Here is a 22,578-nt window from a genome sequence, read left to right on the forward strand (position 1 = left end):
TTACCAAGCTGAGTCAGGTGGTATCAGACATATGGCCGGGCGTTCGCCGACAACCTAGGCTTGAGCGGAACAGACTCAACATTGACGGCGTTCTATATCCCGACAAGCATTTTTCACCGAACGTAGATCCCGAACGGAGTTGTCGTGGACTCTTTCAATCCGACCACCAAGACGCAGGCGGCTCTGACGTCGGCTCTGCAGGCCGCTTCGGCCGCCGGCAATCCCGAAATCAGGCCGGCTCACCTGCTAATGGCCCTGTTGACGCAGGCCGACGGAATCGCCGCGCCGCTGCTGGAGGCCGTCGGCGTCGAGCCTGCCGGCATCCGCGCCGAAGCGCAGCGGCTTCTCGACCGGTTGCCGCAGGCCAGCGGCGCGAGCACGCAGCCGCAACTGTCCCGCGAATCGCTGGCGGCGATCACCGCCGCTCAGCAGCTGGCCACCGAGCTGGATGACGAGTACGTCTCCACCGAGCATGTGATGGTCGGCCTGGCCACCGGTGACTCCGACGTTGCCAAACTACTGAACGGCCACGGCGCCTCCCCGCAAGCCCTGCGGGAGGCGTTCGTCAAGGTGCGCGGCAGCGCCCGCGTCACCAGCCCCGAACCCGAGGCGACCTATCAGGCGCTGGAGAAGTACTCCACCGACCTGACCGCGCGGGCCCGCGAGGGCAAGCTCGACCCGGTTATCGGGCGCGACAACGAGATTCGCCGCGTTGTGCAGGTGCTGAGCCGTCGCACCAAGAACAACCCGGTGCTCATCGGTGAGCCCGGCGTCGGCAAGACCGCGATCGTCGAGGGCCTGGCCCAGCGGATCGTCGCCGGCGACGTCCCGGAAAGCCTGCGGGACAAGACGATCATCGCGCTGGACCTGGGCTCGATGGTCGCCGGCTCGAAGTATCGCGGCGAGTTCGAGGAACGGCTCAAGGCGGTCCTCGACGACATCAAGAACTCGGCCGGTCAGATCATCACCTTCATCGACGAGCTGCACACCATCGTCGGCGCCGGCGCGACCGGTGAGGGCGCGATGGACGCCGGCAACATGATCAAGCCGATGCTGGCGCGCGGCGAGCTGCGGCTGGTCGGCGCGACCACGCTCGACGAGTACCGCAAGTACATCGAGAAGGACGCCGCGCTGGAGCGTCGATTCCAGCAAGTATTCGTCGGGGAGCCGTCGGTGGAGGACACCATTGGCATCTTGCGCGGCCTCAAGGACCGCTACGAGGTGCACCACGGCGTGCGCATCACCGACTCGGCACTGGTGGCGGCGGCCACGCTGTCCGACCGTTACATCACCGCCCGCTTCCTGCCCGACAAGGCGATCGACCTGGTCGACGAGTCGGCCAGCCGGCTGCGGATGGAAATCGACTCGCGGCCCGTCGAGATCGACGAGGTGGAGCGGCTGGTACGCCGGCTGGAGATCGAAGAAATGGCGCTGGCCAAGGAGGAGGACGAGGCCTCCAAGGAGCGGCTGGAGAAGCTGCGCGCCGAGCTGGCCGACCAGAAAGAAAAGCTGGCAGAACTTACCGCGCGCTGGCAGAACGAGAAGAACGCCATCGAGATCGTCCGTGAGCTCAAGGAGCAGCTGGAAGCCCTGCGCGGGGAATCCGAGCGCGCCGAACGCGACGGCGACCTGGCCAAGGCCGCCGAGCTGCGGTACGGCCGGATCCCCGAGGTCGAGAAGAAGCTCGACGCGGCGCTGCCGGAGGCCCAGGCCCGTGAGCAGGTGATGCTCAAGGAGGAGGTCGGTCCGGACGACATCGCCGACGTGGTGTCGGCGTGGACAGGCATCCCGGCCGGCCGGCTGCTGGAAGGCGAGACGGCCAAGCTGCTGCGGATGGAAGACGAGCTGGGCAAGCGCGTGGTCGGGCAGAAGAAGGCGGTGCAGGCGGTGTCGGATGCGGTGCGCCGCAGCCGGGCCGGCGTCTCCGACCCCAACCGGCCGACCGGGGCGTTCATGTTCCTCGGCCCGACCGGTGTCGGTAAGACCGAGCTGGCCAAGGCGCTGGCCGACTTCCTGTTCGACGACGAGCGCGCGATGGTGCGCATCGACATGAGCGAGTACGGCGAGAAGCACACCGTGGCCCGGTTGATCGGTGCCCCGCCCGGCTATGTCGGGTACGAGGCCGGCGGTCAGCTGACCGAATCGGTGCGCCGCCGCCCTTACACGGTGGTGCTGTTCGACGAGGTCGAGAAGGCTCACCCCGACGTGTTCGACGTGCTGCTGCAGGTGCTCGACGAAGGCCGGCTCACCGACGGCCATGGCCGCACGGTCGACTTCCGCAACACCATCTTGATCCTGACGTCCAACCTGGGATCGGGCGGCAGCGAGGAGCAGGTGATGGCCGCGGTGCGCGCGACGTTCAAGCCGGAGTTCATCAACCGGCTGGACGACGTGCTGATCTTCGAGGGCCTCAACCCCGAGGAACTGGTTCAGATCGTCGACATCCAGCTGGCGCAGCTGCAGAAACGGCTGGCGCAACGGCGGTTGCAGCTCGAGGTGTCGCTGCAAGCCAAGCAGTGGCTGGCGCATCGCGGATTCGACCCGGTGTACGGCGCGCGTCCGTTGCGGCGGCTGGTCCAGCAGGCCATCGGCGACCAGCTGGCCAAGATGCTGCTGGCCGGCGAGGTGCACGACGGCGACGTGGTGCCGGTCAATGTCAGCGCTGACGGCGATGCGCTGATCCTGGGCTAGGACGCGGGCGGTTTCGGCGCGGCGCCCCGCTCGAAGTCTCGGGTCTGGGCGCCGGCGTCGATGATCGCCTGAAGCAGTCGGCGTGCTGCGGGTTCGGCCAGCGTTTCGCGAAGCAGCTGATCCTCGATGCGCAGGCCGGTCGCGACGTCCAGCCGCTCGTCCAGGGCGGCGTCCACCGCGCGTTTGGCGGCCGCGATCGCCGTCGGCGGGCTCGAGGCGATGCGGGCGGCGAGCCTGTCGACGAACCCGCGCAGTTCGTCGGCCGGCAGCGCCCGGTTGAGGTATCCCCAGGCCTCGGCCGTCGCGGCGTCGATGTCCAGGCAACCCAGGATCGCTTCCAGGGCCCGCCCGCGACCGACCAGCCGGGGGAGTCGCTGAGTGCCTCCGCCACCGGGAATGATTCCCACCGAAACCTCGGGATGGCCCAGCACGGTCGTGCCGAGCGCGGCAAAGCGCATGTCGAAAGCCATCGCGAACTCGCAGCCACCACCACGGCAGATTCCCTCGATGACCGCGATGGTTGCCTTCGGCAGGGTTCGGATCCGCTCCGTCATCGCGTGGAAGAACGACAGTTCGTCGTGCAGTGCGGTGTCCGCAGTTTCGGGACGGCCATGCAAGTCGCCGAGCAGCGAGACGTCCGCATGCGCGATGAAGAACTCCGGATCGGCCGAGTCGACGATCAGCACCCGCACCCCGTCGTCGCTGGCGACTTCCCCCAAGAGCCGGTCGATCTCGGTCAGCAGGGGCATGTCCAGCAAGTTGATCGGCGGATGATCGATCGTCGCCAGGCAGACGCCGTTCGCCCTGGAGGTGCGGATGAGCCGGTAATCCTCATACATCCCTACGCCTCCCTGATACGTCCCTGATACGTCCCTGATACGTCTCCAATATCCCTAAGCCTCCGAGATCTTCACGTACCCCTGCTGCACCAGCTGGGTCAGTCTGGCCATGGCGTTCCTGTTGATCCTGGTTCCGGGGATCAGGTCGGCATTGCGCCAACCGTTGGCCCTCGCGGTGGCCCCGCACAACTCGATGTGCACGCCCTTGGCTATCAGGTCGGCCAGCACCCGCTTGTACGGATTGCCCGTGCTGACGTGCCGGTTGGCGTTGTAGGCCTGGTCGTCGAGTGTCACGTGTCCGGCGTTCGTGTGGAACACGGCGACGACGTGCGAGCTGATCTGCCAGGCGGCCGCGTCGGCCACGACGATTCCCAGGTGGAACAGGACGGCCGGCATGTCCCCTTCGAAGGTGAGCGATGCCACGCTGAACACGACCTTCACCTCGTCGAGTTCGACCGGAACGTCGATATGCAGCGTCTCGTCTGATAGGGACACAGCTGACTCCCGTCTCGATAGTGCGGATTCGATGTCGGCAATGATCCACCCGGAAGTGAAATACGTTTGCCGTCACATGCGACCGGGACATGCGACAAGCCCGGTATTGACTCCTGTGATTCGGTTGTGACCTGCTCGGATTCTTTATTCGGGCCCATCAGCAGATAGGCTGTCTCCCGTGGTCCCGCTTTGGTTCACGCTGTCCGCGCTGTGCTTCGTCGGTGCGGTGGTGTTGCTGTACGTCGACATCGATCGACGACGCGGGCGCAGCCGACGTCGTAGGTCGTGGGCGCGGTCGCACGGCTTCGACTACGAGCGCGAGTCGACCGAAATCCTGCATCGCTGGAAGCGCGGTGTGATGTCGACGGTCGGCGATGTCCCGGCCAAGAACGTCGTGCTGGGTCAGATTCGCGGCGAGGCCGTCTACATCTTCGATCTCGAGGAAGTCGCCACGGTGATCGCCCTGCACCGCAAGGTGGGCACCAACGTCGTGGTGGACCTGCGGCTCAAGGGACTCAAAGAACCACGGGAAAGCGACATCTGGTTGCTCGGCGCGATCGGGCCGCGGATGGTGTACTCCACCAATCTCGACGCGGCCCGCCGGGCCTGCGATCGGCGCATGGTCACCTTCGCGCACACTGCACCCGACTGCGCCGAGATCATGTGGAACGAGCAGAACTGGACGCTCGTCAGCATGCCGATCTCCAGCACCCGCACGCAGTGGGACGAGGGGCTGCGCACCGTGCGCCAGTTCAACGACCTGTTACGGGTGTTGCCGCCACTGCCGCAGGACGAGACCTCTCCAGAGAGCGCAGAACCGGCGCGCAACGCAGCACCGGGCCGTCCGCTGGCATCCGCACGTCAGGCCGAACTGCCGCCCCGGCGCGCTCAGGTCGACCCGGCCGCCGGGCTGATACCCGATCCGGCTCGTCGGGTGGCCGAGCCGGTGCGTCGTGACGAAGGTCGTCCCGAAGGCTTTCGGCGTCCGCCGCCGGCGGGTCGTAACGGCCGGCAAGCCAGCAACTTCCAGCACTGATAGCGGGGCCCTGGGAGCCGGCTGCCGGTCAGTACACTGTCGCTCATGCCACGGCCCGTCGCGCTGATCACAGGTCCGACTTCCGGGATTGGCTCCGGCTACGCGCGACGCTACGCGCGTGACGGCTACGACCTCGTTCTCGTCGCCCGTGACGTCGACCGGTTACAGCAATTGGCCGGCGAGTTGGAGGCGCAGGCCGGCGGCGTCGAGGTCCTGCCCGCCGACCTGGCCGACGCGGCCGACCGCGCCAAGGTCGCCGAACGGCTCTCCCGGGGCGTCCGGGTATTGGTCAACAATGCCGGTCTGGGCACTTCCGGGGAATTCTGGACGACCGATCCCGCCCTGCTGCAGGCGCAGCTCGACGTCAACGTCACGGCGGTGATGCAACTGACCCGGGCCGCGTTGCCGGCCATGCTCGAAGCCGGCGCGGGCACCGTCATCAATATCGCCAGCGTCGCCGGTCTGCTATCCGGTCGTGGGTCGACCTACTCGGCCTCCAAAGCCTGGGTGATCTCGTTCAGTGAGGGTCTGGCCAACGGGCTGCAGGGCACCGGTGTGGGCGTGCACGCCGTATGCCCGGGCTATGTGCACACCGAATTCCATGCCCGGGCCGGCCTCGAGATGCCCAAGGTCCCGTCGTTCATGTGGCTCGAGGTCGACGACGTGGTCAGCCAAAGCCTGGCCGATGTCACCCGCGGCAAGGTGATCAGCATTCCGGGCCTGCAGTACAAGGCAATTGGCACGGCCGGGCGGCTGATGCCACGGGGTCTGGTCAGGGCGGCGGTCAATCGCGTCGGCGGTGGTCGTGGCCGAAGCTGACCGCGACGAGCTTGCCGAGCTGGTACGCCGGTTGTCGCTGGTGCACGGGCGCGTCACGCTGTCGTCGGGCAAACAGGCCGACTACTACGTCGACCTGCGCCGCGCCACCCTGCACCACCGGGCGTCGGCCCTGATCGGCAGGCTGATGCGCGAACTCACCGCCGACTGGGACTATGCGCTCGTCGGCGGTCTGACGCTGGGTGCTGACCCGGTGGCGACGGCCATCATGCACGCGCCCGGCCGCCCGATCGATGCGTTCGTCGTCCGGAAGTCAACGAAAACCCATGGCTTGCAACGACTTATCGAAGGATCCGAGGTGTCCGGCCAGCGGGTCCTGGTGGTCGAGGACACCAGTACCACGGGCAACTCCGCGCTGACGGCGGTGCACGCCGTCCAGGACGCCGGAGGCGAGGTGGTCGGCGTGGCCGTTGTCGTAGACCGCGCCACCGGTGCCGCCGAGGCCATCGAGGCCGAAGGTCTGCCGTACCGCAGCGTGCTGGGGCTTGCCGACCTGGGACTGGGCTAGGCCACCGGCGGTGCGTGTTCTGGTTGCGCTGATCGTGGTCCTGTCCTGCCTGGCCTGCTCCCGTTCGGCACCGGATCGCATCTACGGCGCCCAGAGCGCCCGGCTGGGCGAGTCGCTGCCGGTGCTGGGGTGGAACATGGCCGTGTCGAATCTGCGCTGGTCCGGTGACTATGTGCTGGTTGACGTCGATGCTTCGCCGAGCGATCCGCATGCCCCACATGCCAAACCCGAGGACGTTCGTTATGGCCTCTACGGAGCGCTATCCCATCCGCTGGAGTCGACCGGCCTCGGCAGTTGCGACGACGCGATGACCAAGGTGCACGATATCGCCAAGCCGCTGTCGGCGCCGCCCGACCGGCTCACCGGCACGGTCTGTCTGGGCCCGCTGACCGACCGCAGCGCGGTGCGCGGTGTGTATACCTATTCGCCGCACGACCGAATTGCCAATACCGCGGCCGCTTACCCGGCCGCGTTTCCGGTGGGGATGTTGCCGACGAATCAGAACGACACCGGTCTGACGGTCAAGACCACCAGCTTGTCGGCCTGGCGCGCCGACGGTACGCCGGTGACCAAGATTCAGCTCGGGGACCCGGCGGCGTTCACCGGCAACGGGTACATGCTGCTGGGGTTGGCGGCCGACGCGCTGGCGACCCGCTATCGCGACGATTCCGCCGCCCGCGGCGGGCCGATGATGCTGCTTGCCGCGCCGACGCTGCCCGGCCGCGGACTGAGCCCGGCGTGCGCGACCTATGGGGCATCGGTGCTGATCCTGCCGGATGCGTCCCGCGACGCCGTACACGTCGACGCCTCGCTGTGCACCCAGGGTGAAATCAACCAGGCGCTGCTGTATGCGACGGTGGCGATCGTGGGCACTCACGCCGCGGTGTGGACGTCGCGATGAACGAAGCGGGGCCCACCGAATGGGCGGTGCCGGCCGGCGGTGTCGGTCCCTGGGTGGGTGACCTGCCCGACGACCTGCGGTATGACCCAGAGTTGTTGCGCGACGGCGATACTCGCAATGTCGTCGACGCCTACCGGTATTGGACCCGGGAGGCGATCGTCGCCGACATCGATACTCGCCGGCACTCGCTGCATGTGGCGATCGAGAACTTCGGCCACGACGCCAATATCGGCTCGGTGGTGCGTACCGCCAACGCGTTCGCGGTGCACACCGTGCACATCGTCGGGCGTCGGCGCTGGAATCGCCGTGGCGCCATGGTGACCGACCGCTATCAGCGGTTGCGTCACCACGACAGCACCGCCGAGCTGCTGGACTTCGCGTCTGGTGCCGGATTGACGGTGGTCGCCGTCGACAATGTCCCGGGTGCTGTGCGGCTGGAGGAGACGACGCTGCCGCGGGAGTGCCTGCTGTTGTTCGGTCAGGAAGGACCGGGCATCACCGCCGACGCCCGCGCCGGGGCGTCGGTCACGCTGTCGATTGCCCAGTTCGGCTCGACCCGCAGCATCAACGCCGGCGTGGCCGCCGGGATCGCGATGCATGCGTGGATCAGGCAGCATGCTGACCTGTCCCGAGCTTGGTGAATCGAGTGGGTGCTTGTGGCTTCGAGTGTGTGGCTGTGGTGTCGCCGCGGCGGATCCTGAGCCTTGAGTACACGGTCACGGCCGTGGATGCACACTCGGGGCCACACGCGCACGCTCGAAGCCAGAGGCGCAACTGCCCGGCAACCGCAACGGCTTCGGATGAGGCCTAATCGCGCGGTTTGGCCGGCCTCATCTTGAACGAGATCTCGAGCTTGATCCGGAAGGTGATCTTGCCGCTCGAGTCCACCGACATGTCCTGCTCGATGACTCGGGCCACCCGTATGTCGTCGACGCTTTCCCGCGCCCGCTGCACCGCCTCCGCCGCGGCCTGCTCCCAGGAGGTGGGGCTGGTCCCGATGATGTCGATCACCTTGTACACGCTCATGGGGGTAAAGCGTATAGCTAACTCCACAAGGTGACGTGGACCTTCGGGCGGAACCGCGCCACACCGACTCCGCTGCCGCGGATCATCGCCTGGGTGCACCGCGGGGTGGTGATGAACCGGACCAGTTCGGACACCGCCGGCTGACGGGCCGAGGGCGCCAACGTCGAGGCACACCACTCGCCGGACCTATCCAGTCCCGGACCAGTCACGTGCACCAACCGTCCGGCGGCCAGGTCCTTGGCGACCGCGAAGCCGATGGTCAGCGTGACACCACCGACTCGCCGGATCTCCTCGAGTGCAGCGGCATCGCTCTGAAAGATTCGCTGGTGTGATTCTGGAATCGCCAAGTCCCGCAGCATGGTAGCGATCTCTCCGTCGACGCTGCCCGCCGAGGGGCCAAGCATCCACTGCTGCTGGCGCAACAAACCGGGCGTCGGAATGCCAACGGCCAGTGGGCTGTTGGGTGCCACGACGGTGATGATCTGATACTTCAGAAATGGCCGTACGAATAGCGAACCGTCGACGCCGTGGCAACTTTCGCTGGCAGGGCCGATGGCGATGTCAACCGCCCGCGACAGAATCAGGTCGCGGAATCGGCTCGTCGGATGCACGCTCAACTCGACGGACAGGTCGTCGGCTCGAGACGAGAACAGCTCGATCAGGCCCGGTGCCGCGTGCTCGGCGAAGGTGCTGGACGCGGCGATGCGCAGCAGCCGGCGGCCGTGGGCGGCCTCGGTGACCTCGATCGCCGTTTGTTGCTGCAGGCCCAGAATTTCCACTGCCCGGCTGGCCAGCCGCAGCCCGCCGGGGGTGAACGCCAACCCGGCACCGGTCCTGGTGAACAGTTGGTCGTCGAGCTCCTTGCGCAACGCAGCGATGTGCATGGAGACGCCGGCATCGGAGAGGCCGAGTTCTGCGGCGGCCGCTCGTACCGAGCCCAGTCGCACCACCGCCGAATAGGCCCGAAGTTGAGCCGGAGTCATGGAAAGAGCCTACTTCTGGCTTAGTTTAAGGGGGTGCGTGACGTGCTGGCCGAGCTGCTGTCGATCTGGCGCGCCGGTGATACCGCGGGGTTGGCGACGGTCGTGCGGACATTGCGGTCCGCGCCCCGGCCCCCGGGTGCGGCGATGGTGGTGGCGCCCGACGGTTCGGTAAGTGGCTCGGTGTCGGGTGGTTGCGTGGAAGGTGCTGTCTACGAACTCGCCACCGAGGTGGTACAAAGCGGGGCACCCCGGCTGGAACGGTACGGTGTCAGCGACGATGACGCCTTCGCGGTGGGCTTGACCTGTGGCGGCATCATCGACGTCTTCGTCGAATCCGTCTCGCAGTCAACGTTTCCCGAACTCGGCGCGGTGGCCCGGGACATCGCCGCCCATCGGCCGGTCGCGATCGCGACGGTGATCACCCACCCGGATACCCAATGGGTGGGCCGGCGGCTTGTCGTGCATCCCGACGCGATTGCCGGATCGCTCGGTTCCGAGCGTGCCGACGCTGCGGTCGTCGACGACGCGCGTGGTCTGCTTGCGCTGGGCCGCAACGAAATTCTCGAGTACGGCCCCGACGGGCAACGCCGGGGCGAAGGCATGGAGGTCTTCGTGTCCAGCTACGCGCCGCGCCCGCGGATGCTGGTGTTCGGCGCGATCGACTTCGCCGCCGCCCTGGCGCGGCAGGGATCGTTCCTGGGCTATCGGGTCACCGTCTGCGACGCTCGCGCCGTCTTTGCCACGTCGGTGCGCTTTCCGACGGCCGACGAGGTCGTCGTCGAGTGGCCGCACCGCTACCTCGCGGCCCAGGCGGAGGCGGGCGCTGTCGACGAGCGCACGGTGATCTGCGTGCTCACTCACGATCCGAAGTTCGATGTGCCGGTGCTCGAGGTGGCACTGCGGCTGCCCCGCGTCGGGTATGTCGGGGCGATGGGATCGCGCCGGACGCATGACGACCGGTTGCGGCGGCTGCGGGCGGTCGGGCTGACCGACGCCGAACTGGGCCGGTTGTCCAGCCCGATCGGACTGGACCTCGGCGCCCGTACGCCCGAGGAGACGGCGGTGTCGATCGCCGCCGACATCATCGCCCGGCGGTGGGGCGGCCGCGGACGCCCGCTGGCCGAGACCGACGGGCGGATCCACCATGACGCGCAGGTAGAAGGCGAGTTCAGCGATCACTTAAGTCGATATTGACGCTCGTTGAGCAGCGGCTGACACTGGGCGCATGCAAGTACCTGGGCCCTTCGAATACGAGCGTGCGACCAGCGTCGACCACGCCATCGGATTACTGGATCGGTTGGGGGAGGGGGCGCGAGTGGTCGCCGGCGGCCACAGCCTGCTGCCGATGATGAAGCTGCGTATCGCCAACCCGGAATATCTGGTCGACATCAACGACCTGGTGCCCGAACTCGGATACGTGATCACCGACCCGACCCTGGTGCGCATCGGCGCCATGACCCGGCATCGCGAGATCCTGGAGTCCGACACGCTTGCGGCGGTGTGCCCGATCTTTCGCGATGCCGAACGCGTGATCGCCGACCCGGTGGTCCGCAACCGCGGTACCCTGGGCGGTTCGCTGTGTCAGGCCGATCCGGCCGAGGACCTGTCGACGGTGTGCACGGTGCTGGACGCCGTATGCCTGGCACGGGGGCCGTCGGGCGAGCGTGAGATTGCGATCGACGACTTCATGGTCGGACCATACGAGACCGCGGTGGCGCACAACGAGCTCCTGGTCGAGGTACGTATCCCGCTGCGGCACAACACCTCCAGCGCCTATGCGAAAGTTGAACGGCGGGTTGGTGATTGGGCAGTCACCGCAGCCGGTGCGTCGATCACGCTCGACGGCGACACCATCGCCGCCGTCCGGGTGGGTCTCACCGCGGTGAATCCCGATAGGACAGCGCTCGCCGAGCTTTCCCAGGCGCTGTTGGGCCGGCCGGCCACCGAGGAAACCTTCGCCGAGGCAGGCCGGCAAGCAAGCCAAGCCTGCGATCCGGTGACCGATATACGCGGCACCGCCGAGTACAAGCGGCACCTGGCTTCCGAATTAACGATTCGCACGCTGCGTACCGCGACCGAGCGGGTGCGCAACATCCCTGAGCCGGAAGGGAACTAAAGACGATCGCAAGCACGGCGAAGCCGGGGCGCAGTCCCCCGCAAGCGCGAGGTGCTCCCAGATACCGACCCGATAAGGAGAAGCCATGCAGGTAAACATGACCGTCAACGGTGAACAGGTCACCGCCGAGGTCGAACCCCGGATGCTGCTAGTGCACTTCCTCCGGGATCAGTTGGGGCTCACCGGAACTCACTGGGGCTGCGACACCAGCAACTGCGGAACCTGCGTGGTCGACGTCGACGGCGTCCCGGTGAAATCGTGCACGATGCTGGCCGTCATGGCATCCGGACACAACGTGCGGACCGTTGAAGGATTGGCGGGGGCTGACGGATCACTCGACCCGGTGCAAGAAGGGTTCATGCGCTGCCACGGGTTGCAATGCGGCTTCTGCACACCGGGCATGATGATCACCGCCCGGGCGCTGCTGGACCGCAACCCCGATCCCGACGAGCAGACCATCCGGGAGGCGATCTCCGGACAGATCTGCCGGTGCACCGGATACACCACAATTGTGCGGTCCATCCAATGGGCCGCGAAGAACTCCACCGCAAAGGCAGAGTCATGACCACCATCGAGTCACGTCCGCCGGCCCCGGAGGGACGGCCGGAAGACACCGCTGACAACGACCAGAAGCCGTGCGGCCACGGCCGGATGCTCCGCAAGGAGGATCCCCGTTTCATCCGCGGCCGCGGCACCTACGTCGACGACGTCACGCTGCCCGGCATGCTGCACCTGGCGATCCTGCGCTCCCCGTATGCGCACGCCCGCATCGTCAGTATCGACACCACTGCAGCCCTTGCCCATCCGAAGGTCAAGGCGGTGGTGACCGGCGCCGACCTGGCGGAGAAGGGCCTGGCCTGGATGCCGACACTGGCGAATGACGTGCAGGCCGTGCTAGCCACCGACAAGGTGCGCTTCCAGGGCCAAGAGGTGGCGTTCGTCGTTGCCGAAGACCGGTATTCGGCCCGCGATGCGCTGGAGCTCATCGACGTCGAGTACGACCCACTCGATCCTGTCGTGGACGTCCGCAAGGCGCTCGACCCGACCGCGGCGGTGATCCGCACCGACCTGGAGGGCAAGACAGACAACCACATCTTCGACTGGGAGACCGGCGACGCGGCCGCTACCGAAGCGGTGTTCGGCAAGGCCGATGTCGTCGTCAAGCAGGAGATGGTTTATCCGCGGGTACACCCCGCGCCGATGGAAACCTGCGGTGCGGTAGCCGATTTGGATCCGGTCACCGGCAAACTGACGCTGTGGACCACCTCGCAGGCACCGCACGCCCACCGCACGCTGTACGCGTTGGTCGCGGGGCTTCCCGAACACAAGATCCGGGTCATCTCACCCGACATCGGCGGCGGGTTCGGCAACAAGGTGCCGATCTACCCCGGCTATGTGTGCGCGATCGTCGGCTCGCTGGTGTTGGGCAAGCCCGTCAAGTGGATGGAGGACCGCAGCGAGAACCTGACCTCCACCAGCTTCGCCCGCGACTACATCATGGTCGGCGAGATCGCGGCCACCAAGGACGGCAAGATTCTGGCGCTGCGGTCCAACGTGCTGGCCGATCACGGCGCGTTCAACGGCCAGGCGGCTCCGACGAAGTACCCGGCCGGTTTCTTCGGGGTGTTCACCGGCAGCTACGACCTGGAAGCCGCCTACTGCCATATGACGGCGGTGTACACCAACAAGGCGCCCGGCGGGGTGGCCTATGCGTGCTCCTTCCGGATTACCGAGGCCGTGTACTTCGTCGAGCGGCTGGTGGACTGTCTGGCCTTCGAGCTGAAGATGGACCCGGCCGAGCTGCGACTGCGAAACCTGTTGAAGCCCGAGCAATTCCCGTACACCACCAAGACGGGCTGGGTGTACGACTCGGGTGACTACGAGGCCACCATGCGCAAGGCCATGGACATGATCGGCTACGACGCGTTACGCGAGGAACAACGGCGCAGAAGGCAGCAAGGCGAGCTGATGGGCATCGGCATGTCGTTCTTCACCGAGGCCGTGGGCGCCGGGCCGCGCAAGGACATGGACATCCTGGGCCTGGGTATGGCCGACGGCTGCGAGCTGCGGGTGCATCCGACGGGCAAAGCCGTTGTGCGGCTTTCGGTTCAGACACAGGGCCAGGGTCACGAAACGACGTTCGCGCAGATCGTCGCGGAGGAGCTGGGCATCCCGCCCGACGATATCGAGGTGGTGCACGGCGACACCGACCAGACGCCGTTCGGGCTGGGCACCTACGGCAGCCGCTCGACCCCGGTATCGGGTGGGGCTGCGGCGCTGGTGGCCCGCAAGGTGCGTGACAAGGCCAAGATCATCGCCTCGGGCATGCTGGAAGTCTCGGTGGCCGACCTGGAATGGGAGAAGGGCAAGTTCCACGTCAAGGGTGACCCCTCGGCGTCGGTGACTATCCAAGATGTCGCGATGCGTGCCCACGGCGCCGGTGATCTGCCGGAGGGTATCGAGGGCGGGTTGGACGCCGAGGTGTGCTACAACCCGTCGAACCTGACCTACCCCTACGGCGCGTATTTCTGTGTGGTGGACGTCGATCCGGGCACCGGCGTGGTCAAAGTGCGCCGCTTCCTGGCCGTCGATGACTGCGGCACCCGGATCAACCCGATGATCATCGAGGGTCAGGTGCACGGCGGCGTCGTCGACGGAATCGGGATGGCGCTGATGGAGATGATCGCCTTCGACGAGGATGGCAACTGCCTGGGCGGCTCGCTGATGGACTACCTGATCCCGACCGCGCTCGAGGTGCCACACCTGGAGACCGGCCACACCGTCACGCCATCACCGCATCACCCGATCGGCGCGAAAGGCATCGGCGAGTCGGCCACCGTCGGATCCCCGCCCGCGGTGGTGAACGCGGTGGTGGATGCGTTGGCGCCGTTCGGAGTTCGCCACGCCGACATGCCGCTGACGCCGTCGCGGGTGTGGGAAGCCATGCAGGGCCGGGCGAGGCCACCGATTTAGCCCATGATGACCATCAGCGAACGGGCTCGGCAACTACTGGCGGCACGAACACCGTTCGTGCACGCGAGGGTGGTGCGGGCCCAGCCGCCCGCCTCCGCCTATCCGGGTGACGAGGCGATACTGCTGGCGGACGGCACAATTGAAGGTTTCGTCGGCGGCCAGTGCGCGCAGAACTCGGTCCGCAAGGCGGCGCTGGGCGCATTGCAGGCCGGCGAAAGCGTGCTGCTGCGGGTGCTTCCCGACGGTGACGTGCACTTCCCGGAAGCGCCCGGCGCCTGCGTGGTGGTCAACCCCTGTCTGTCCGGTGGGGCGCTGGAGATCTTCTTGACCCCGCAGCTGCCGGCGCCGCTGATCCGGGTCTACGGCACCACGCCGATCGCGGACGCGCTGGTCCAGCTGTGTGGCGTGCTGGGATACGACGCGCGACGCGACACCGAGCCGGCTGCCGCCGCCGCAGTGCCGACTGCCCTCGTGATCGCCAGCCACGGTGGCCCGGAGGCCGAAATCATCCGTGCCGCACTGGATAACGGCGTCGGGTATATCGGCCTGGTGGCCAGCAAGGTCCGCGGCGCTTCGATCCTGAGCTCGCTGGACCTGTCCGAGGGCGAGCGGGCCCGCATCCACACGCCGGTCGGATTGCCGATCGGCGCCAAGACCCCGGCGGAGATCGCGGTGTCGATCGCCGCCGAGCTGATCGCCGCCCTGCGCAAGGGCAACTTGAGCGTGAGCGCAACCGCGCCGCCGGAGGCGGTCGACCCGGTATGCGGCATGACGGTGACCGTCGGGCCGACGACGGAACACCTGCGGCGAGAAGGCACCGACTACTGGTTCTGCGGTTCGGGATGCCGCGCCACATTCGCAACCCGGCCGGTCGGATGACGGTCACCGGAGTCGTGCTCGCCGCCGGCAGTTCCCGACGGCTGGGCACACCCAAACAGTTGCTGCCATACCGGGATACGACGTTGCTGGGAGCGACCCTGGATGTCGCTCGCGGCGCCGGATTCGATCAGTTGATCGTCACCTTGGGCGGTGCCGCCGAGAAGGTGCGTGACACGGTGCCCCTGGCCGGGGTCGACGTGGTGGTCAGTGACGACCACGGGGCCGGGTGTTCGGCGTCGCTGCGGGAGGCGTTGCAGCGCGTGGACCCGCAGGCCGCCGGCATCGTGCTGATGCTGGGCGACCAGCCGGGCGTGAATCCCGCGACGCTGCGGCAGATGGCGACCCGAGGACCGGCGGCCGAAATCATGGTGTGCCGCTATGCCGACGGCATCGGACATCCATTCTGGCTGAGCCGCACCATCTTCGGTGAGCTGGCGCAACTGCACGGCGACAAGGGGGTGTGGAGGCTGATGGAGTCGGGCCGGCACCAGGTGCGCGAACTCACGGTCGACGGTCCGGTGCCGCTCGACGTGGACACCTGGGACGACTACCAGCGACTGGTGACATCGTGATGTTCACCGACCCCGACGACGTCGTCCGCCGGTTCGACGCGCACGACTACCTGCTCGACCTGGGGACGGCCTCGGCCATCTATCTCGCGGTCACCCTCGGCAGACCGTTGCTGCTGGAGGGCGAGCCCGGCGTCGGCAAGACGACAGCCGCCAAAACCCTTGCCGCCGTGCTGGATACCACCCTGGTCCGACTACAGTGTTATGAGGGCCTGACCGCGAGCGAGGCTCTGTACGACTGGAACTACCAACGCCAGCTGCTCGCCATCCGGCTCGCCGAAGCGCAGGGCACCGGTATTCAGGAGGCAGACCTCTACACCGAGGCCTACCTGGTGGACCGGCCCATCCTGCGCTGTGTCCGCCATCGGGGCCCGACCCCGCCGGTGTTGCTGATCGACGAAATCGACCGCGCCGACGACGAATTCGAGGCGCTGCTACTGGAATTCCTCGGCGAATCCGCGGTCACAGTCCCGGAGTTGGGCACCTTCGTCGCCGAGCGGCCGCCGGTCGCGGTGCTCACCTCCAACCGCAGCCGCGACCTGCACGACGCCCTGCGACGACGCTGCCTGTATCACTGGATCGACTACCCGGAGCCGGCCCGCGCCGCCGCGATCGTCCGCCGGACGGTGCCCGGGGCCACCGCGCCGCTGATCCAGCACGCCACCCAATTCGTCGGCCGCACACGCGATCTCGACCTGGACAAGCCACCGGGCGTGGCCGAGACCATCGACTGGGTCGCCGCCCTGGTGTCGCTCGGCGTCGCCGACCTACAGGACGAATCGGTTCCGATGGCGCTCGCCAGCCTGGGGGCGCTGGCCAAGACACCCGACGACCGTACGCTGATTCGTGACGCGTACACCGCTTTCACCGAGTGCAGCCGGACATGAGAGGACCTGCAATATGAAGATCGCCAACGAGTTCAGCGTCAGCGCCCCGATCGAGCAGGCCTGGGACGTGTTGTGCGACCTCGAGAAGGTGATCCCGCTGATGCCCGGGGCGCAACTGACCGGCCACGACGGCGACGACTACCTCGGCAAGGTCAAAGTCAAGGTGGGTCCGGTCACCAGCGAATTCAGCGGCCGAGTGCATTTCGTCGAGCAGGACCGCGACCAGCACCGCGCGGTGATCGACGCCAAAGGCAAGGAAGCCCGGGGCACCGGCAACGCAGCCGCCACCGTCACCGCCGAGCTCCACGAGGCGGGCGAGCGTACCCGGGTGACCGTCGATACCGACCTGAAGATCGTCGGCAAGCTGGCCCAGTTCGGCAGCGGAATGCTGCAGCAGGTTTCGGAGAAGTTGCTGAGCCAGTTCGTGGATTCGCTGGAAGCTGAACTCGCGGCACCGGGCCCGGAAACCGCGACCGGCCCTGAGCTGCCGGCCGGCCCCGCGCGTTTGGCCGGCACTGCCGGCGCCGAAACCGCTCCGATCGACCTGCTGGAGCTCGCCGGCGCCGACCGGCTGAAGAAGTACGCTGCGGTGGCGCTGGCGGTGACGGCCGTACTGGTGCTGCTCTGGGTGCTGCGCCGGCGACGCTGACGACATGAACACGCCCATCGACACGCCGTTGTTGCGGGGCGTCGATCTGGCGGCGTTCGCGGCCGCAATGGTGGCACGGCTGCGCAGCGCCGGGGTGCTGGTGTCGGCTGGCGGACCGACGAGCTTCGTGCAGGCACTGCGCCAACTGGTGCCGCACACGGCGGCGGCGCTGTACTGGGCTGCCCGGTTGACCCTGGTGAACCGGATGGAAGATCTCGTCGCCTTCGATGCGGTTTTTACCGCGGTGTTCGGTGCCATCGACGCTGATGCCGCGCGGCCGCGCGCGCCGTCGCTGCCGCTCGCCGGCCCGCGAACCCCCGCGGCCGGGACCGTGCACCGCGCCGGCAGCCGATCCGCCGGTGGGGCCGACACGCTGCCGTGGGCCAGCCGGACCAGCCCAGAAGAGACCGCCCCCGGCCCCAGTGTCCACCTGCCCGAGTACCTGCCCAGCCGCATCGCTGCCCTGGCCGACGAACCGTTCGACCGGTTCGATCCCGACGACCTCAGGCTCCTCGGGGATTGGCTGGAGACCGCGGTGCAACGCTGGCCGCGTCGGCGCAGCCTGCGGTTGGAGTCCAGCCGACACGGCAAGCACATCGATCTGCGCGCGACCATCAACGCGTCGCGGTCGACCGGCTGGGAGGCGATGCTGCTGGCGCGAAGCAGGCCGCGCCGCCGACCCCGGCGGATTGTGCTGGTCTGTGATGTGAGCCGGTCGATGCAGCCCTACGCCGCGATCTATCTGCATTTGATGCGAGCCGCGGCGTTGCGCCAGGCGGGAATCCGGCCCGAGGTGTTCGCCTTCTCGACGTCCCTGACCCGGCTCACCGCGGTCTTGTCGCATCGCTCGGCCGAGGTCGCGCTGCAACGGGCCAACGCCAAGGTGACCGACCGCTACGGCGGCACGTTCATCGGCCGCAGCGTCGGCGCCCTGTTGGCCCCGCCCTACGGCAATGCGTTGCGCGGCGCGGTGGTCATCATCGCCTCCGACGGCTGGGACAGCGATCCTCCTTACGTGCTGGACCACGCGCTGGCCCGGGTGCGTCGCCGCGCCGAGCTGCTGATCTGGCTCAACCCGCGCGCCGCGCAGGCGGAGTTTCGGCCGCTGACCGGTTCGATGGCCGTGGCGCTGCCCTATTGCGATCTTTTTCTGTCCGCGCACTCACTGGCCGGCCTGCGTCAACTGTTCGCGCTCGCCGGCGCTCGATAGGGTCGGCAGGCATGGACCAGCTCTGGGCCAACCGGGCCGCCACCTCCGAAGCCGCCGTCACCCAGCGGCACCTCAGACGGCTTTGGGCGATGCCGGGGACGCAGCTGGGCGTGGTGGCCTGGCCGGCGACCCGCAAAGACCGACTGTTCGGCACCTGGCACTACTGGTGGCAGGCGCATCTGCTGGACTGCCTGCTCGATGCGCAGCTGCGGGACCCACAGCCGCAGCGGCACACCAGCATCAACCGGCAGGTCCGCTCGCATCGGCTGCGCAACAACTTCTCCTGGACCAACAGCTATTACGACGACATGGCGTGGCTGGCGCTGGCCCTGGAACGTGCCGCCCGGATCGCCGGGGTGCAGCGGCGGCGCGCGCTACCGAAGCTGGCCGCCCAGTTCGTCAAGGCATGGGCACCCGAGGTCGGCGGCGGCATCCCGTGGCGCAAGCAGGACCTGTTCTTCAACGCCCCCGCCAACGGCCCGGCCGGGATATTTCTGGCCCGCTATGACGACTGGCTCGAGCGGGCCCAGCAGATGGCCGACTGGATCGACCGCACGCTGATCGACCCGGAGACGCATCTGGTGTTCGACGGCATCAAAGACGGGTCGTTGGTCCGTGCGCAGTACACCTACTGCCAGGGCGTGGTGCTCGGCCTGGAGACCGAATTGGCGGCCCGCACCGGCGAGCAGCGCCACTTCGCCCGGGTGCACCGGCTGGTCGCCGCCGTGGATCAGCATATGGCTCCGGCGGGTGTGCTGCGCGGCGCCGGCGGCGGCGACGGCGGTTTGTTCGCCGGTATCACCGCTCGCTACCTGGCGCTGGTGGCCACCACGTTGCCGGGCGACTTTGCCGATGACGTCGCGGCTCGCCGCACCGCGGCCAAGATTGTGCTGTCGTCGGCGAAATCGGCGTGGGACTACCGGCAAACGGTGGACGGGTTGCCGGTATTCGGGGCGTTCTGGGACCGTGACGCCGAACTGCCCACCGCGGGCGGACAGCAGGCGCAGTTCGTCGCGGGGGCGGTGAACAGCTCCGAGATCCCGGAGCGCGATCTGTCGGTACAGCTGTCGGGCTGGATGCTGATGGAGGCCGCCCACAGCGTCGCCGTCGTCAGCTCACTCGGATAGTGCGGCCTCGTCCTTGTCGCGGTCCTTGTCGCGCCCCCGTGACCGGTAGGTACGCCACGCGGCTGTCATCACCGGCAGCAGCGAGATGAACAGAATGCCCAGGATGATTTTTTCCAGGTTGTGGTGCACGAACGGCACGTTGCCCAGGAAATAGCCGGCCAGCGTCGCACCCGCGCCCCAGGCGATGCCGCCGACGATGTCGAACGCGAGAAATACCGGATAGCGCATGTAGGACACGCCCGCGACCACCGGGACGAAGGTCCGCACGAACGGCGCGAAGCGGGCCAGGATGATCGTCCAGGGCCCGTATTTTTCGAAGAATGCATGCGACTCGGTCACATAGTGCTTTTTGAAGAACCGCGAATCTTCCTTCTTGAACAGCGCCGGCCCGATCCGGCGGCCGATGAAGTACGCGTTCTGATCGCCGAGCACCGCGACCACAGCTACCGCCGGGGCGAGCACCCCGATGGTGACCGGCGGGTTGGCACTGGCGGCCAACAGTCCGCCGGTGAACAGCAGCGATTCCCCTGGCAGCAGCGGAAACAACAGGCCGGTCTCGATGAAGACGATGATCAGGATCCCGGGCAACACGGCGGATCCGAAAACCCCGTTGGCGCCCAACCAGTACATCGGGTCGAGGATGTCCGGCAGGGCCGTCACGGCGGTGCTCACGATGTCCCAACATACCGGGCCGGACCCACCGGCCTGGACACAAACAGGCGAGTTGCAATACTGATTAGACCCAGCATTCTTCGAGGAGGAAGCTCATGCCCATAGCCACGCCCGAGGTCTACGCCGAGATGCTGGGACGTGCCAAGGAGAACGCATACGCCTTTCCGGCCATCAACTGCACGTCGTCGGAGACCATCAACGCCGCGCTCAAAGGCTTCGCCGACGCCGGCAGTGACGGCATCATCCAGTTCTCGACCGGGGGTGCGGAGTTCGGCTCCGGCCTCGGCGTCAAGGACATGGTGACCGGCGCGGTTGCGCTGGCCGAGTTCGCCCACGTCGTCGCGGCCAAGTACCCGATCAACGTCGCGCTGCACACCGATCATTGCCCCAAGGACAAACTCGACAGCTATGTGCGGCCGCTGCTGGCTCTGTCGTCCGAGCGGGTGAGCAAGGGCGGCAATCCGCTGTTCCAGTCGCACATGTGGGACGGCTCGGCGGTGCCGATCGACGAGAACCTGGTGATCGCCCAGGAGCTGCTCAAAGCGGCGGCGGCCGCCAAGATCATCCTCGAGATCGAGATCGGCGTGGTGGGCGGCGAAGAGGACGGCGTCGCCAACGAGATCAACGACAAGCTCTACACCACCCCGGACGATTTCGAGAAAACCATCGACGCGCTCGGCGCGGGTGAGCACGGCAAGTACCTGCTGGCTGCGACGTTCGGCAACGTGCACGGCGTCTACAAGCCCGGCAACGTCAAGCTACGTCCCGACATCCTGGCCCAGGGGCAGAAGGTGGCGGCGGCCAAGCTTGGGTTGTCCGAGGGCGCCAAGCCGTTTGATTTCGTCTTTCACGGCGGGTCCGGTTCGCTGAAGTCCGAGATCGAGGAGGCGCTGCGCTACGGCGTGGTGAAGATGAACGTCGACACCGATACCCAGTACGCGTTCACCCGCCCGATCGCCGGTCACATGTTCACCAACTACGACGGCGTGCTCAAGGTCGACGGCGAAGTGGGGGTCAAGAAGGTCTACGACCCGCGCAGCTATCTCAAGAAGGCCGAAGCCGGGATGACCGAACGCGTGGTCGAGGCCTGCAACGACCTGCACTGCGCCGGCAAGTCGCTGGCCGGCTGATTCCGACTCCGCGAGCAGACACAGACTCGCACAAATCCGCTACGTGGCGTGCGATTCTGCGACTGCTCGCGCGGGAGATCGCACGCTGATCGCGCTGGAGATCGCGCCCTAGTTGCTCGGGGACTGGCAGATCTTCCACTGGTCGTCACGGAACTGCAGGTCGAGGCTGCGCGTCGAGCGGACCTGCGGGTCGTAGGCCATGAACGTGGTGACATTGGCTTCCGCGTGCTGGCCGTTGACGACCACCTGGTCGATGCTGGCGATCACCGGATACTGCTTGGCCGCCGAAACCCGTCGATAGGTTTCGCTCCAGGAGCGTTCGTCATAGTCCACGTAGCCGTCGCGGGTGGTGCCGCAGGTGATGCTGCGCAGCGTGGTCAGGTCGCCGGTCTGGATTGCCACGTCGAAGCTCTGAATGGTCTGACGCACCTGCTCTTCCTGCGACACCTTCGAGTGCTTGCCGCGCGTGAACAGCACCGTGCCCAGGATGGCGATGGCCGCCACCGCCAGCACGATCACGACAATCGCCAGCACCCAACCCCAGTTGCGTTGTCTCAAAGGCGGCTTACCGCCGCGAGGCGGAATAGACTGTGGCATAGCGGTTTTCGGTGGTCCGCCGATCGGCGGCGGGGGACCGGGCGGTACCGGGGAGGTGTGGAACACCTCGGTGGCCGGCTCGGGAGAGGTGGCGATGACCTGGGTCTCCTTCGCGTCGAAGCCCGGCGCGGTAAAGCGGCGCTCGCGCGGCAGGTCCGCGTTTGCCGATCCCGGGTTGTCCTTCGGGTCGGATGTGGAGATCACCACGGTCTCGGTTTCGGCGTCGTCGGGGATCAGAGGCTGGCCCTCGGTGCCTGCGGCGCCTTCATCGCCGGCCGACTGGTCCCCGGTTTCGGTGTCGCCGCGGTCGGGTTCGGGTGCGTTGGGCATAAGCGCTGTTGTCCTCCCGCTATCGAGTGGGTAGTTCGGAGCTTAGCGATTCGACCCCCGATTCGCCTGATCGCCGAGGTGGGGCGGGGTCCTCGGGAAATGACCACCGGCCCGAATACGGCG

General features: G+C 67.3%; 23 protein-coding genes. 17 read left to right on the plus strand and 6 right to left on the minus strand.

Features of this window, described 5'->3' with window-relative positions; translation table 11 throughout:
* The first annotated feature begins 144 nt into the window (after positions 1–144).
* Positions 145–2,691 (plus strand): ATP-dependent chaperone ClpB, encoded by a 2,547-nt coding sequence (clpB, locus tag MKAN_RS16700; RefSeq protein WP_023370081.1) that lies wholly within the window; start codon positions 145–147, stop codon positions 2,689–2,691.
* Here the strand turns inward: clpB and MKAN_RS16705 are convergent.
* Both MKAN_RS16705 and MKAN_RS16710 read right to left on the minus strand, forming a co-directional pair.
* Positions 2,688–3,530: an enoyl-CoA hydratase/isomerase family protein gene (locus MKAN_RS16705; RefSeq protein ID WP_023370083.1), complete on the minus strand. Its 843-nt coding sequence runs from the start codon at positions 3,528–3,530 to the stop codon at positions 2,688–2,690. The two genes, clpB and MKAN_RS16705, sit on opposite strands and share 4 nt — an antisense overlap.
* 54 nt (positions 3,531–3,584) lie before the next feature.
* A complete protein-coding gene (locus MKAN_RS16710) occupies positions 3,585–4,025 on the minus strand; it encodes a DsrE family protein (protein ID WP_023370085.1) in 441 nt (146 codons plus the stop codon).
* A 178-nt stretch (positions 4,026–4,203) separates the two neighbouring features.
* Here MKAN_RS16710 and ttfA point away from each other — a divergent pair, with 178 nt between their 5' ends.
* From ttfA to MKAN_RS16735, 5 genes are read left to right on the plus strand one after another with little or no spacing between them, the layout of a single operon-like run.
* Positions 4,204–5,061 carry a trehalose monomycolate transport factor TtfA gene (ttfA, locus tag MKAN_RS16715; RefSeq protein ID WP_023370087.1) on the plus strand — a complete coding sequence of 286 codons (858 nt, stop codon included), beginning with the start codon at positions 4,204–4,206 and terminating at the stop codon, positions 5,059–5,061.
* Between the two features lie 45 nt (positions 5,062–5,106).
* Complete coding sequence (locus tag MKAN_RS16720; RefSeq protein WP_023370089.1) at positions 5,107–5,880, plus strand: SDR family NAD(P)-dependent oxidoreductase; 774 nt, start codon at positions 5,107–5,109, stop codon at positions 5,878–5,880.
* The gene (gene pyrE / locus MKAN_RS16725) at positions 5,867–6,406 is read left to right on the plus strand and encodes an orotate phosphoribosyltransferase (RefSeq protein WP_036394736.1); all 540 of its coding nucleotides are present in this window, start codon (positions 5,867–5,869) and stop codon (positions 6,404–6,406) included. The genes MKAN_RS16720 and pyrE overlap by 14 nt, the downstream gene beginning before the upstream one ends.
* A 10-nt stretch (positions 6,407–6,416) precedes the next feature.
* The gene (locus MKAN_RS16730; protein ID WP_023370093.1) at positions 6,417–7,307 is read left to right on the plus strand and encodes a hypothetical protein; all 891 of its coding nucleotides are present in this window, start codon (positions 6,417–6,419) and stop codon (positions 7,305–7,307) included.
* Entirely contained in the window at positions 7,304–7,948 is a 645-nt protein-coding gene (locus MKAN_RS16735) for a TrmH family RNA methyltransferase (protein WP_036394739.1), read from the plus strand. Before MKAN_RS16730 ends, MKAN_RS16735 begins: the two co-directional genes overlap by 4 nt.
* A gap of 166 nt (positions 7,949–8,114) precedes the next feature.
* Here MKAN_RS16735 and MKAN_RS16740 read toward each other — a convergent pair whose 3' ends face one another.
* A complete protein-coding gene (locus MKAN_RS16740; protein ID WP_023370097.1) occupies positions 8,115–8,333 on the minus strand; it encodes a dodecin family protein in 219 nt (72 codons plus the stop codon).
* Between the two features lie 17 nt (positions 8,334–8,350).
* A complete protein-coding gene (locus MKAN_RS16745) occupies positions 8,351–9,316 on the minus strand; it encodes a LysR family transcriptional regulator (protein WP_023370099.1) in 966 nt (321 codons plus the stop codon).
* Positions 9,317–9,349: 33 nt separating this feature from the next.
* Here MKAN_RS16745 and MKAN_RS16750 point away from each other — a divergent pair, with 33 nt between their 5' ends.
* From MKAN_RS16750 to MKAN_RS16795, 10 genes are all read left to right on the plus strand, one after another.
* A complete protein-coding gene (locus MKAN_RS16750; RefSeq protein WP_023370101.1) occupies positions 9,350–10,510 on the plus strand; it encodes an XdhC family protein in 1,161 nt (386 codons plus the stop codon).
* Between the two features lie 31 nt (positions 10,511–10,541).
* A complete protein-coding gene (locus tag MKAN_RS16755; RefSeq protein ID WP_023370103.1) occupies positions 10,542–11,432 on the plus strand; it encodes an FAD binding domain-containing protein in 891 nt (296 codons plus the stop codon).
* Positions 11,433–11,517: 85 nt separating this feature from the next.
* Positions 11,518–11,997 carry a (2Fe-2S)-binding protein gene (locus tag MKAN_RS16760; protein WP_023370105.1) on the plus strand — a complete coding sequence of 160 codons (480 nt, stop codon included), beginning with the start codon at positions 11,518–11,520 and terminating at the stop codon, positions 11,995–11,997.
* Complete coding sequence (locus MKAN_RS16765) at positions 11,994–14,405, plus strand: aerobic carbon-monoxide dehydrogenase large subunit (RefSeq protein ID WP_023370107.1); 2,412 nt, start codon at positions 11,994–11,996, stop codon at positions 14,403–14,405. Before MKAN_RS16760 ends, MKAN_RS16765 begins: the two co-directional genes overlap by 4 nt.
* A gap of 6 nt (positions 14,406–14,411) precedes the next feature.
* Positions 14,412–15,284, plus strand: coding sequence for an XdhC family protein (locus MKAN_RS16770; RefSeq protein WP_036394742.1), 873 nt, complete (start codon positions 14,412–14,414; stop codon positions 15,282–15,284).
* Complete coding sequence (locus MKAN_RS16775; protein WP_036394745.1) at positions 15,281–15,856, plus strand: nucleotidyltransferase family protein; 576 nt, start codon at positions 15,281–15,283, stop codon at positions 15,854–15,856. The genes MKAN_RS16770 and MKAN_RS16775 overlap by 4 nt, the downstream gene beginning before the upstream one ends.
* Positions 15,853–16,740 (plus strand): AAA family ATPase, encoded by an 888-nt coding sequence (locus MKAN_RS16780; RefSeq protein WP_023370113.1) that lies wholly within the window; start codon positions 15,853–15,855, stop codon positions 16,738–16,740. Before MKAN_RS16775 ends, MKAN_RS16780 begins: the two co-directional genes overlap by 4 nt.
* A gap of 13 nt (positions 16,741–16,753) precedes the next feature.
* Complete coding sequence (locus MKAN_RS16785) at positions 16,754–17,389, plus strand: SRPBCC family protein (protein ID WP_023370115.1); 636 nt, start codon at positions 16,754–16,756, stop codon at positions 17,387–17,389.
* 4 nt (positions 17,390–17,393) lie between these two features.
* A complete protein-coding gene (locus MKAN_RS16790) occupies positions 17,394–18,599 on the plus strand; it encodes a vWA domain-containing protein (protein ID WP_023370117.1) in 1,206 nt (401 codons plus the stop codon).
* 11 nt (positions 18,600–18,610) lie between these two features.
* Positions 18,611–19,726 carry a glycoside hydrolase family 76 protein gene (locus tag MKAN_RS16795; RefSeq protein WP_023370119.1) on the plus strand — a complete coding sequence of 372 codons (1,116 nt, stop codon included), beginning with the start codon at positions 18,611–18,613 and terminating at the stop codon, positions 19,724–19,726.
* Here the strand turns inward: MKAN_RS16795 and MKAN_RS16800 are convergent.
* The gene (locus MKAN_RS16800; RefSeq protein ID WP_023370121.1) at positions 19,715–20,398 is read right to left on the minus strand and encodes a VTT domain-containing protein; all 684 of its coding nucleotides are present in this window, start codon (positions 20,396–20,398) and stop codon (positions 19,715–19,717) included. The genes MKAN_RS16795 and MKAN_RS16800 overlap by 12 nt on opposite strands.
* A gap of 95 nt (positions 20,399–20,493) precedes the next feature.
* Between MKAN_RS16800 and fbaA the strand changes: the two genes are divergently transcribed.
* Complete coding sequence (fbaA, locus tag MKAN_RS16805; RefSeq protein WP_023370123.1) at positions 20,494–21,528, plus strand: class II fructose-bisphosphate aldolase; 1,035 nt, start codon at positions 20,494–20,496, stop codon at positions 21,526–21,528.
* Between the two features lie 108 nt (positions 21,529–21,636).
* Here fbaA and MKAN_RS16810 read toward each other — a convergent pair whose 3' ends face one another.
* Positions 21,637–22,455: an Rv0361 family membrane protein gene (locus MKAN_RS16810; protein WP_023370125.1), complete on the minus strand. Its 819-nt coding sequence runs from the start codon at positions 22,453–22,455 to the stop codon at positions 21,637–21,639.
* Positions 22,456–22,578 lie beyond the last annotated feature (123 nt).

Source organism: Mycobacterium kansasii ATCC 12478, from assembly GCF_000157895.3.
Taxonomy (GTDB): Bacteria; Actinomycetota; Actinomycetes; order Mycobacteriales; family Mycobacteriaceae; genus Mycobacterium; species Mycobacterium kansasii.